The organism is Microvirga sp. 2MCAF38 (assembly GCF_052115485.1).
Lineage (GTDB): Bacteria > Pseudomonadota > Alphaproteobacteria > Rhizobiales > Beijerinckiaceae > Microvirga.
On the sequence record NZ_JBFRGU010000002.1, the window covers coordinates 81,945 to 94,619 of the forward strand.

9 protein-coding genes are annotated in these 12,675 nt (G+C 58.0%); 6 read left to right on the forward strand and 3 right to left on the reverse strand.

Annotation, left to right across the window (positions count from 1 at the left end):
* Window position 1: 1 nt before the first annotated feature.
* Window positions 2-2,041, reverse strand: coding sequence for a hypothetical protein (locus AB4072_RS05000; RefSeq protein ID WP_441965903.1), 2,040 nt, complete (start codon window positions 2,039-2,041; stop codon window positions 2-4).
* 464 nt (window positions 2,042-2,505) lie between these two features.
* Window positions 2,506-2,766, reverse strand: coding sequence for a hypothetical protein (locus AB4072_RS05005; RefSeq protein ID WP_441965905.1), 261 nt, complete (start codon window positions 2,764-2,766; stop codon window positions 2,506-2,508).
* A gap of 627 nt (window positions 2,767-3,393) precedes the next feature.
* On the opposite strand from AB4072_RS05005, the gene AB4072_RS05010 reads away from it, so the two are divergent.
* From AB4072_RS05010 to AB4072_RS05030, 5 genes are all read left to right on the forward strand, one after another.
* Window positions 3,394-6,519, forward strand: a complete 3,126-nt coding sequence (locus AB4072_RS05010) for a P-loop NTPase (protein WP_441965907.1) — start codon at window positions 3,394-3,396, stop codon at window positions 6,517-6,519.
* A 380-nt stretch (window positions 6,520-6,899) separates the two neighbouring features.
* On the forward strand, window positions 6,900-7,277 hold the full coding sequence (locus tag AB4072_RS05015) for a helix-turn-helix domain-containing protein (RefSeq protein WP_441965909.1): 378 nt from the start codon (window positions 6,900-6,902) through the stop codon (window positions 7,275-7,277).
* 471 nt (window positions 7,278-7,748) lie between these two features.
* Window positions 7,749-9,080 carry a metallophosphoesterase family protein gene (locus AB4072_RS05020; protein WP_441966538.1) on the forward strand — a complete coding sequence of 444 codons (1,332 nt, stop codon included), beginning with the start codon at window positions 7,749-7,751 and terminating at the stop codon, window positions 9,078-9,080.
* 31 nt (window positions 9,081-9,111) lie between these two features.
* Window positions 9,112-9,576, forward strand: a complete 465-nt coding sequence (locus tag AB4072_RS05025) for a hypothetical protein (RefSeq protein WP_441965910.1) — start codon at window positions 9,112-9,114, stop codon at window positions 9,574-9,576.
* Entirely contained in the window at window positions 9,573-9,947 is a 375-nt protein-coding gene (locus AB4072_RS05030) for a hypothetical protein (RefSeq protein ID WP_441965911.1), read from the forward strand. The genes AB4072_RS05025 and AB4072_RS05030 overlap by 4 nt, the downstream gene beginning before the upstream one ends.
* Before the next feature lie 201 nt (window positions 9,948-10,148).
* On the opposite strand, the gene AB4072_RS05035 is transcribed toward AB4072_RS05030, so the two are convergent.
* Window positions 10,149-11,837, reverse strand: a complete 1,689-nt coding sequence (locus AB4072_RS05035; RefSeq protein ID WP_441965913.1) for an FAD-dependent oxidoreductase — start codon at window positions 11,835-11,837, stop codon at window positions 10,149-10,151.
* 323 nt (window positions 11,838-12,160) lie between these two features.
* On the opposite strand from AB4072_RS05035, the gene AB4072_RS05040 reads away from it, so the two are divergent.
* On the forward strand, window positions 12,161-12,634 hold the full coding sequence (locus AB4072_RS05040; RefSeq protein ID WP_441965915.1) for a VOC family protein: 474 nt from the start codon (window positions 12,161-12,163) through the stop codon (window positions 12,632-12,634).
* Window positions 12,635-12,675: the final 41 nt, after the last annotated feature.

Consider the following 12,675-nt stretch of genomic DNA (forward strand, 5'->3'; position numbering starts at 1 on the left):
GTCAGACGATGAGGAAGTCCTTGTGCGTCAGCTTGAGGTTCTTGGGCAGGCTCGCGATCTGCAGTGCCGGCTGCTCGCCGGTGCCGTCGGGATCGAAGAAGAGCGTGCCGGTCTTCTTGTTGTAGATAATATGGTCGTTCGAATCGTGCACCCTGTCGCCGGTCCAGAACGCGGATTTCGCGAGGCCACCCTTCTTGCCGATACCCTTGAAAGCGGACAGCTTCAGGTGGATCGTGTCGTCTGCAACGTTGAAGTCGTAGAGATACTCGACATTCGTCTTCACGTTGGGCTTGGTGTCGAAGATGAACACGTCCTTACCGATGCCACCGAACATGACGTCGTTGCCTGCGCCACCCATGAGTGTGTCGGCGCCGTCGTTACCATAGAGAAAGTCATTGCCGGCAAGGCCCGAGAGACGGTCGTTGCCGGCCTCGCCCGACAACGTGTCGACGCCCTTGGTTCCGCTGAGGACGAGCGGGGTGGTCTCGATCACATTGCGGACGCTGAGCGTGATCGCCTTGGTAAATTCGAGGCCGTAGGGGTCCGTGGCCTTGATGGAGATGATGTGCTGCTTCGCCACCTCGTAATCGAGCGGACGTGTGAGAATGAGCCCGCTGCCGTTGATGGCAAATAGGCCACCGGCGCTGTCTGTGAGAGTGTAGGTGAGTGTATCACCATCGGCATCAGAGCCGTAGATATCCGCAATCTTGCCCGGCGCGGCCGCTTCGGAGAGGCTCGAAATCGAGAGGAAGATAGCCGACGGCGTAGCATTGGTGAGCGCGATGTTCTTGTCGGCGAATTTCAGGATGCGGATGTCCTTGAGGACATCGATGCCGTCCTGGCCCGTGTTGTCGGTGATCGTGTAGCTGCCGTCCGCTTTCAAGCTCCAGGTATAATTGGCGCTATTGCCAGCATATTCCGCTGTGTCCTCGCCAGAGCCTCCGTCCAATGAATCGTTGCCTGCACCACCGACGAGGAAGTCCACCCCGGATCCGCCCTCAAGCGTGTCGTTGTCCGCACCGCCTTTGAGCGTATCGTTGCCTCCATTACCGATCAGACGGTTTTTTCCGGCATCGCCGATGAACGTGTCGTTACCGGAGCCGCCTTCCAGATTGGCGATCCCGATCAAGGTATCGAAGCCGTAGCCGCCGGTATCCTGAGCAATCGAAATCGTGAGATCGATCTTGGCAGCGGAAGTGCTGCTATAGCGCGCAGTGTTGGTGCCGATGCCGCCGTCGAGTCGGTCTGCGCCCAGGCCTCCTTCGAGGGTGTCGTCCCCATCGCCCCCGCGGAGAGTGTTGTCGCTCGTGCTGCCGATGAGGACATCATTGTGTGCACTTCCAATGACATTCTCGATATCGACGAGGGTATCGAGGCCCTGCGAGCCACCGATGACTTGATCCGTTGTCTTTCTGAGATCGACGGTCACACTGCTTGTGGCTTCTGCATAATCCACTGTATCGCTGCCGCCGCCGCCGCCGATGTAATCAGTGCCTTCGCCGCCCGCGAATGTCTCCGATCCCGCCCCTCCGTAGGCGATATCGTCACCGGCTCCCAGCTTGATCATACCGCCGGTGGCACCCCCTAACGTCCCGTCATAGAGATCGTTGCCGCCCTTAAGGTCCATGAGAACGGGGGCGGCCGCAATGGAGGTGGTTTTCAGAGTGCCGTAGTTGGTGATCCGATCGTTACCGCTGTTTCCTTCGATAGCGATGCCGGTGGCTTCGATCGTTCCAAAGTTGGTGACGGAATTCATCCCTGCTGCCGCGAAGAGGATCGCCGTGCTGGTATTCGATTGGATGATGCCGTGATTGTAGATCGTATTTGTGATTCCCAGCATCTGAAGGCCATAGATCTGTCCGATGACCTTCCCGCCGGTGCCGATCAAAATGCGCTGCGTATTTGCGGCTTGGATGGCGGTCAGGGTGGTGCTGGAGACCTCGAGATCGATCAGTGTCGTGCCGCTCGTCGCCAGTTCGAGCCTGGCGACCGTGCCACTGACGGGGAGAGGGTTGGAGGCATCATAAATGATGTTGGCCATGGAACATCCGCAGGTCAAAGCAATGGATGTTTGAGATATACATTATTACGTAACAAAAACAAATTGTTTCACTCTTGTGGCCTGACGGCTGCCGGTACAATTGCAGGGGATGCGGAGATCAATTGGCGCTGGCTGGTCGCGACATAACGGCACAAGCAGTGCAGAATCGGTCCCGAACGCCGCTGCGATGACGGGCCTATACACGGCCTCACCCTGAGGAGGCGCGCTAGCGCCGTCTCGAAGGGCGGCGTCTCCAGGGTGCGCTGGACCCTCCTTCGAGACGGTCACTACGCGGCATCCTCAGGATGAGGCGGGGAGGGAAGCCCTGGCGTCATTCCGGACGCCATCGGCGATCCGGGATCGCATGACCGGCATGGCGCTTCCCCGTCTCGCGATCCCGGGTTCCGCTTTGCGGCCCCGGGATGACGAAAACCTGTACGCGACTGCGGATGATCCGACAGGCGTCATCGCTGCAGGGCCGCCCGGACGATCTTGCGCTGCTCGTCCCAATGCTCGCGATAAGCGGGCATGTTCTCGCGCAGGGCGTCGGAGAAGAAGTCCCGGCGCGCGAAGAAACAGGGCGGTCCGTAGCCGCCCTGGCAAGTCCCCTCGATGCGGCAGGCGCGCTTGCGGCAGGTGGAGGGCACCCGCAGGATGTCGGCCAGCCGCCGCAAGGTGTCGTCGCAATCGGGCAGTTTGGAGAGAGTGGCCTGAACGTGGCTCATGAAACCTCCGGCAATCGTTTCGTCTGAAATGGAATGGTTTGAAAAATGGCGAGCGCCTGCGGGCTCCGGGCCTGAAAAGGCCGGGAGCCTGTCACGAGAGTGGGCGAGGATGGCGCGATGCACGGCCCGGCTCGATCTCTGATGGTTATATGCTTGGAGCCGGGAGGCGCCTCGCGCACGGCTTTTTTAGGCGGACAGGCGGACGTGAGCCCGGCGACTGCCGTACGCGGATTCTGCCTCGCGGCAGGCGGCGCACGACCCATCCCGACGTCTCCAGCCACAGCCTGGGCCTCCCGCCGAACAAGGCTGCGTCACCTCGCCCGCGAGACCGTGCCCAACCCCACAATCACGACGCCTCGCGAACGCGCCCCTCGGTGGGTTGGGACAGGAGGAAGATGGCCCAGATTGGGATAATTGTCAAGAACAAATAGAGAACAATCTCTGTCCCCATGCAAACGAAAGGCTAGAAGGAGCGGAAAATGCGTAGCGGTTGTTGATTTTGCTGGTAAACCAAGCAGCGGTGCTGAATTGGGAAGAAGCCTAGATGACACCGGCTTAAAATCCCATAAATTATCTCCCGAGATTTTAGGCGGTCTCGACAACCGTCGCTAAATGTTCGGGGGAATTGTGACAGCTAAACGAGCTAAACCAAATATTCCGCCGCTACTGATTGAGGCCGTTAAAGCCCAGCGGTGCGTTCTTTTCCTAGGCGCGGGGGCGTCAAAAGAAGCAAATAATAAAAAAGGCGAAACGCCGCCTGATGCGAACCAGCTAAGAGACATTTTAGCACAACGGTTCTTTGGAAAGGAAATGAAGAATCGCGATGTCATGGCTGTTGCGGAAATGGCAATAGCCAACGGTTCCGCCGCGCAGGTATACGAAGAAGTCCGTAAGGCATTTGTCGACTTTGAGCCGAAAGATGCCCATAAGCTACTTCCAACCTTCAATTGGAGGGCAATAGCGACAACGAATTATGATCTAATTGTAGAGAACGCCTACAAGGTCGTCTCCAGTTCGGTTCAGCAGCTTGTTCCGCTAGTAAAGGATGATGAGCCAATAGATGAAAGATTGCGAGCGTTCAGCAATCCAGTCCCCTATCTAAAATTGCATGGATGCTTAAATCACATCCACGATAGCCAAATACCACCAGTGCTATCTCGTGAAGTCTACAATACTTATTCAAAAAATCGCACCCGACTGTTCTCGCGCCTTCAGGATATGGCGTACGAACATACATTTGTGTTTGTAGGCTACCGGCTCGACGACTCGCACATCCGAGAATTGATTTATAGCCTCGGCATTGGGAAGCGACCGCGCTGGTACATGGTCACGCCAAACGCTGAAAGCGAGGACGTTGATTTTTGGGCGACCAAAAACCTCGAAATCATCAAGGCCTATTTTGGCGATTTCATCTCCACGTTGGATGAAGTTATTCCACCATTATTTCGCCGCCTCAGCCAGCCTGCCGATATCGCGAACGTCCCAATTAGGCGTTTCTTTCGGTCGCACATCCTTGAGTCGGAGGTGGCTAGCCGCTCTCTGACAGACGATCTGACCTTAGTGCACGCCGAAATGCCTTTCGAGGTGCAAACCGCGCAGCAATTTTATTCCGGCTACGATACTGGCTGGGGCGGGATAATCCAAAAATACGATGTTCGGCGACAGGTCGAAGATGATATTCTTTTCGAAGCTTTGCTTGAGAATGAGAATCCGAATGGTCCAATTTTAATAACTGTTAGAGGACCTGCTGGATCAGGTAAAACCATCGCCCTCAAACGTACCGCATACGAAGCGGCGGTAGCTTCTGGGGCGCTTGTTCTTTGGCTCAACTCAGGGGGCACCTTGCGACCTGAGGTTTTTGTGGAGCTATTCGAACTGACTAATAGGACAATTTATCTATTTGTCGATGAGGTAGCGCTCCACGCTGAAGGTTTGATCAAGTTAATGCGGAAAGCGAAGGCGGATAAGCTTCCTCTCGTCGTTGTGGGGGCCGAGCGCGACGCAGATTGGAACACCTACTGTAAGGAGCTTGAGGACGAGCTTCCTGGATCAGAGCTAAGGGTGCGCTACCTGTCCCTTAAGGAAATTAATGGGCTACTTGATCTTCTGGAAAAGCATTCTTGTCTGGGCCTACTTGCTTCGGAGACACGCGAGGAACGTGTTCGTCAGTTTGAGAACGTAGCAGAACGGCAACTTTTGGTCGCGCTTCATCAGTTGACTCAAGGCAGGCCGTTTGAAGAAGTGCTAATGCTCGAACATCAACGCATCAATCCTGAGCAGGCCCGACAGCTCTACCTCGATATTGCAACGATGCATCAGTTTGCAGTAAGCGCTCGAGCAGGAACGATATCGCGCATTTCAGGAATAACCTTTGCAGATTATCAAGAGAAGTTTTTTGCTCCTCTGGAAAACATCGTTCGCACTGAGGTTGATAAATACAGTAAAGACCTCAGTTATAGAACCCGTCACGCCCGTGTGGCTCAACTGGTATTTAGGCAGGCATGCCAGAGCGATGAAGAGAAAGCATCTCAGTTCTCGCGACTGATACGTGGGTTTGATATCGGCTATTCGTCCGATTCTCGTGCTTTAGAACAGATAACTAAGGGGCGCGCGCTAGCCGATACGTTCAGTCGACCTGAGCCAGTTCGCGAAATATTCAAAGCGGCAATCGAAGTGGCTCCTAACCGAGCCTTCCTCTACCAGCAGGCAGCTTTATTTGAATTGCATCACTCTCAAGGATCGCTTGACCTTGCGGAAAAACTGGCCAACGACGCAAGGGAGATGGACGAGAACAGTACCTCTGTAATCCATACTCAAGCCGAAGTGGATCGCATTAGAGCGAATAGATCCTCATCCTTGCTGCTCAAGGATCAACTGCGGAGACGTGCTCGCGAGAGACTTAATGAACTGCCTAGCACCAACAGGTTTGCGGTTTCGAGTCGGTGTAAACTTTTGGTGGACGAGATAAGCGAGCTCAAGCAATTGCTTACCGATAATACGCCTGATCATGAAGCGATATTCTTTGCAGACAAAGTGAAGGATGCAGAGTCGCGAATATGGTCAGCGCTTCAACAATTTCCTGATGATGCGGATATCATTCAGATCGAAGCGAGGCTTAGAGATGAACTTGATCAGGAGGAGCGAGCACTAAGGGCCCTTGAAAGGGCACTACGTTCTTCCCCCAAAGGGTCTGGCGTGGCAATTCGAGTTGCTAGGATTTACAGTAGACGCGGTCGACCGGACGTTAGCTTGAAGGTTTTAACCGACGCTCTATCAAAGACACCGGACGATAAGGGAGTTCATTCCGAGCTGGCAAAGCTGTATCTCGAAGATGGCACCAAGAACGATGATTTTGTCGAGGGTCATCTGCGCAAAGGCTTTTCAACAGGGGACGGGAATTTTGAAGCTCGATTTGAGTTGGCCCAGTTTTTGTTCTCTCGCGGTGAGATGAGCAAGTCGAACGAGGAATTTATTTATATCGACAAAAACGCCCCGGAAGCCTTTCGGCCGATTGTGGCCAAAAGAGACAATATTTTCACAGAACGGATAGGTGAGAAGACGGGCTATGTTCAGAGCGTGAAGGGCCACATACTCTTTATTCGATTAGGGTCTTATCCTAGGGAAATATTTGCCCATAAGTCATCAATTGTTGATGGTGATTTTGAGCTTGTGTCTGCGGGAGACAATGTAAAATTCCGCGTTCGATTTAACCGCAAAGGCCCGGTGGCTGTTGATATCCGAATGACTCAGTAAGTTGTGTAGTGACAGGAAACCTTGCCGACCTCTCGGTCGGTATTCGCCGTAGATGACGCCAAGACATTCAAACCTCCGCTTTGTGCGTTGCTCTAGGAATGATCGGTTAGCCCTTACACACCACCATTGACCCTTTCCCCCCTTCGCGTGTTATCTCGTAGCCGGAGCCGGCCGTAGCCGGTTCTGGGGCGTAAGAACCCCTCCAAGAGCGGCCGGCATCGGCCGCTAACGATGCCTTCCCAGCCTATGGCCGGGGAGGCGATGGCGCATGTCCAGGGCGAAAGCCTAAAGGTCATCGCGGCCGTCTCTTGGCGGTTTCTTAACTCCCCGACCACCAGCGCCGCTGGTGGTCGCCACCGCCACAAGGGGGAGTTTTTTGAATGAGCAAAGCGCGTCGTCCCAAAGCCACGGGTCCTGCCGATTACCGCATCGCCAAGCGCATCCGCCTGCGCCGTCTGACCGTTGGCCTGTCGCAGGGGGCGGTGGCCGCCGCGTTGGGCCTGACCTTTCAGCAGGTGCAGAAATACGAGCTGGGCGCGAACCGCGTCAGCGCCAGCCGTCTGCAAGAGATCGCAAACGTTCTGCGCGCACCGGTGTCGTTCTTCTACGATGAGGGACCGAACGCGCCCATGCCGTCGATGTTGCTCGACACCCCGCAAAGCATCTCGATCCTGCGCGCCTTCAAGACAATCGAAAACCCCAAGCTGCGCCGCCAGGCGGTCGCGCTCGTCGAGGCGATAGCGGCGGTGAAGGGGTAGGGGGGCGGCATATGCTCTTTTTCGAGATTGCCTCAGGTTTTTTGCTGAAATGACCAATTGATCCGCCTCGCCTTACAATATGTGCGGATTGGTTAGTCTGCGGGGCAAAGCAGAAGTTCGGAGCTGCCCCTGTTTTTCTTCCGAGGTTGATCCAGAGCGGACCCTTCAAGTCCCCTACCTCCAAGGTTGAGCCTGGCTGGAACTTAGGGGGCACCCTTGTGCTCCAACGCTGCCATTTCTGTTAACCTGGGTGTGCCTGGTTATGTGCCGAACGCGCCGGGCACGGTTCCGTATCGAGTTGCCGGCGCAAACCGTGGTTGCGCAATGGGATCGGAGGCATGTGACGTTGCCTCCGAGAGCATGCCGGCGCTGACCAAATCTGCAGAATGGCGCCAGGCAATCATTAGACACGTTTCGTAGACACGTCTCGCGCGGACGATTGGGGGGCGCCTCACACTACGAGGAGTGACCATGATGGAACACTCACTTTCTTCGATCGGGCTGACGCGCAGGGCATTGGGGCAACGGCTCGGGGCTGCAGCCGCCATGGCCGCCATGCCGATGCTGGGCGCCACGACGGCGATGGCCCAGCAGGCCGGGCCCGGCTTCTCGTTCGCCGTCTGCGGCGACACTCGCCCGATGATGTACCTGCCATACAACCAAGGTCAGCCGGACCTGACCAAGCTGTTCATCGAGATGTTCGGGCTGGTCATGCCCGAAAAGGTCGCCGAAGCGGTGGTCCGGAAGGACGTGAAGACCATCTTCGACCCAGTCACCCGCGAACTCATTCGGATCATCATGCCGTTCGAGAGCCGCAGCGAAGTCATGACCCTGACGGTCGACAAGGGGTGGGTCACCGAGGCCTCCGTCGAGGATGTGAAGCTGCTGCCGGGCGTGCACCGGACGATGTTCAGGCTTGAGGGCGGGGATTGGGTGGCGCGGGAGATCGTGAAGGACGTTCAGGCCGAGCGCGCCAAATTCGTGATCAACAGCGGCGACGTCGTGTGGTGGGGCAATCAGGGCCTCACGATCGCCGACAGCCCGTACTGGAAGCGCGTCAATGACACCTTGCTGAAGCAACTGCCCGCTCCCGACGGCGAGATGCTCGCAGCCGGGCTGGAAGGCCGGTGGTTCATCGGGGTGGGCAACCACGAGGTTTGGGGCGATCCCAAAATCGACGGCGTGCTCTCCGCCGTGCCTTATCTCAAGAAGTTCGGCGTGACACCGGACCGCCTCATCTACAAATTCGACTTCAAGGATGTTCGGTTCATCTTTCTCTGGAGCGGGAAATACGACTACCGATCCCCTTCGCTCTGGGACGCCGACCGGCCCAAATACGCCGAGCAGATCCAGCAACTCCAGCAATGGATCGACGAGGCCAAGGCAGCGGGCATCCGCAAGATCTTCATCACTTTCCACTACCCGGTCTTCGCGCGGTCCGGCCTCGGGCCGATCCCCGCACCTGACAACCCGCACAAGCTGATCGCGTCCTATGCCAAGGACATCGAGATCGTCGTGTTCAACGGGCACGTCCACACGACCGAGATTTATGACGTCGATGGCGTCAAGTACCTGATGCTGGGTGGCGGCGGCGCCGAACAGGATCCGATCCTCCCCGGCCGCACGAGCATCAAGCTACCCGCGGACTACCCGCCGGATCTTTATTGGAAGGGGCGGCCGCCTTTGGAAGAATACAACTACGTCCTCGTGGACGTGAAGCCTGGCCTGAAGACGAGGTTCACCCTTAACAGGTTCCGTCCCGGATCGGCCGAGCCCTTTGGAACGGAGGAACTGTTCACGTGACGGGTCGAGCTCAAAGGGCGGGAGGGCGGCCGTGGCGACCGTCCTCCTGATCATCCACGGGCTGGTGGCGGTCGCGCTACTGGGCGCAATCACGCACCAGACCCTGGCGACATGGAGGCCGATGCGCGGGCGGCCCGGTTCGTTCTTCGGCCGCTTCCGTACCGTTCCGTCGGCCTCATTCGCCAACGCCATTGTGCTCTTGTACGTGATGTCCGCTCTCATGGGCGCGGTCATCTATCTGTATTTCCGCGTCGACGTCAGGCCCCAGTTGGAACGTGGCGGTCACTGGCAAGCCCTCGGCTTCTTTGACATGAAGGAGCATTTCGTCGCCATCGGACTGGCGCTGTTGCCGGCCTATTGGGTCTGCTGGCAGCAGCCACGCGCCAACGACCTTGCCCGGACCCGCGCCGCCCTGACCACGATCCTGTCGTGCATTATCTGGTGGAGCTTTCTCGTGGGCCACGTCGTGAACAACATCATGGGTTTTGGGTCATGACATTCTCGTCCGCGTTTCGCCGCTTTGCGTTCGCCTATGGGCCAATCTTCGCGGTGCTCTACGTCATCGCCCTGGCGCGAGACCTTGCGCTCTTCACGGTCTATCCATCGCTCGGCATCGTCCTTGCCGGCACACACCATGCGAAAGACACAGTCGATCCCGCGATGGGGTTCCTTGCCCCTGCAATGTATTGGTACGGCTGGACCGCGACAGCCGCCCTCGGGGCGCTGGTCTTCGGCCTTGTTGCTGCGTTCCTGCCCGAGCGGTGGACGAGCCGGCTCTGGTCAGGATGGGCGGCATGGGTCATTCCCCTGGTCGCGATGATGGCATGCACTTACCTGACATTGCCGTGGTTCCGGCTCTACCTGTGAGCTTCAGGCGGATTGTCGATCCGGTCCGGACCGAGAAAGCTGGCGCTCTTCAGGCGCCGACGGAAGATGGCGAGAGCAGCAGTGTTCTCGCCCCTGTGAGTTCAATGTCCGCTTTGGGTTATTCACGCCGCGAGCAGCCGGCCGCAGGTCGAGCCACTTCCCGCTGTGCCCCATAATCGAAGCAAAATTAAAGCTTTGGCGTCAGGTCATCCTCATCCATTGGGGCGCGCTGGGTTGCCGGCCTTCCCGGGCTAGGTATGCGTGCACTGCTGCCACGACCTGAGCACCTTCCCCGACCGCGGCCGCCACCCGCTTGACCGAGCCCGAGCGCACATCGCCGATGGCGAAGACGCCGCTGCGATTGGTCTCCAGCGGGTGCCGCTCTTCGCCTGTTTCGACTCCGGTTTGGATAAAACCCTTCCCGTCGAGTGCTATGTCGCTGTGCGCGAGCCAGTCGGTATTGGGGTCGGCCCCGATGAACAGAAACAGGTGGCGGATCGGGCGCGCCGCTTCTTCTCCTGCGGGGCTGCACCAGCGAACCAATTCCAGGTTCCCTTCCTGTCCGTCCAACGCCGTGACCGTAGTCTCGGTCAACACCTTGATGTTGGGCTGAGCCTTGATGCGTTCGACCAAATATCGCGACATGCTTGCGTCCAGGCCCGCACCGCGCACGAGGAGCCACACTGTTCTCGCATGGCTAGCGAGAAAGACGGCCGCTTGCCCGGCTGAATTCCCGGCTCCGACCAAGGCCACCTCCTGCCCAGCGCAGAGGCTCGCTTCGATGGGGGTGGCCCAGTAATGAATGCATGATCCTTCGAATTGCGCGAGGTTTGTCATGTCGAGGCGGCGGTAGCGCGCGCCGCTGGCCACGATCACCGTCCGCGTGTGCACGGTTTCGTCATAACTCGTCCTTAGGCGATAATGCTGGCCGATATCATCCGCGGCGATGCTCAGATGTCCTGCCTCGTCGGGTATTGCCATCTCCACGCCGAATTTCTGCGCCTGGTTGTAGGCACGTGCCATCAGCGCCATGCCGGAGATCCCGGTCGGAAACCCAAGATAGTTCTCAATGCGAGCGGAGGCGCCCGCCTGTCCACCGAAGGCACGGCAATCGAGCACGATGACGGACAAACCTTCCGAGGCCGCATAGACGGCAGCCGCCAGGCCGGCCGGTCCGGCACCGACGATGGCGACATCATAGAGCTTCGACGCATCGACCGGCTTCACAAGGCCGATGCAACGTGCGAGCTCTCGCTCCCCCGGATTGAGCAGTAGGTTTCCATTCGGACACAGCACGATTGGCAGGTGGTGACGGTCCACGTGAAACCGCTCGATAAGGGTTCTGGCGCAGGAATCAGTGTCGGAATCCAGCACACGGTGCGGATAGCCGCTTCGGGCAAGAAATCCTTGCAGTCGCAGCATGTCGACATTGTCTTGACGCCCGATGATGATGGGTCCGCTGCCGCCACTTTCCAATAGGCCTACACGACGTAGGATCAGCGCCCGCATGACGCGCTCGCCAAGGCTGGCCTCCTGAACCATCAGGTCGCGCAGTCTTCGCGAGGGAATGACGAACGAGGCCACCGGCTCGATGGCCTCGGCCGTCACGAGCGAGGGACGTTCGGAGAGTTGGGCCAGCTCGCCGATGAAACTGCCAGGGCCGTGGACGACGATGGTCTCGTGGCGGCCGCCGCCACCGTCCTGGGTGACCTCGACCTTGCCTGACACGACTACGATGAGCCCTGGTGCGACGTCTCCGGCTCTGACAATGCGCTCGCCAGCCGCAAATGATGCGGCCTCGCCGAACCGGCGCATCCGGACGACATCGTCCGGAGACAGAGTGGGAAACATTTGATCGCGACGGGTAATGAGCGTGGCAGATTGAGACATGGCTTCCGGCCATTTACTCAGAGCGTAGACGTGAATTACTCTTCCGCTGAGGTCATGTGGCGTAGTCTAACCCTCACGACCTGCCTTGAACAGGGCCCACGTGTCGCGCTTGCCTCGCGGGTGGCATGGCCTAAGCAGATATCCGTGAAGGGCAGGGAACTTGCTGACCGACAGTGGACAGCGACACTTTAAGTTAGCTGCCCATGGCGATCGCCCGGACGGGACGGACCTATCCGGCGTGGAGAAATGCGGTTCGCTACCTATTTCGGAAGAGCGGTGGGAAAAAAGGCCGAGTATTGGCTTTAAAGCGAAAGGAACACGCAATGGCAAAGAATACGATTTGCCTTTGGTACGATAAGGACGCCGAGTCTGCCGCCCACTTCTATTCCGAGACCTTTCCTGACAGCGCCATGGGAGCCGTGCACCGTGCACCCAGTGACTACCCGGCCGGCAAAGAGGGCGACGTATTGACGGTCGAATTCACAGTTGCGGGTGTTCCCTGTATCGGCCTCAACGGAGGTTCCGCGTTCAAACATAACGAAGCCTTCTCGTTCCAAATCGCCACCGACGATCAGCACGAGACCGACCGCTACTGGAATGCCATAGTCGGCAACGGTGGCCAGGAGAGCGCGTGCGGCTGGTGCAAAGACAAGTGGGGTGTATCCTGGCAAATCACGCCGCGCGCACTGACGGAGGCGCTGGCGGCAGGCGGCGATCAAGCCAAACGCGCGTTTGATGCGATGATGGACATGAAGAAGATCGACATCGCCGCGATCGAGGCGGCGCGGCGCGGTTGATGCTCCACCGCGTATGGCGGCAAAATTGCTGCCATTGGCGC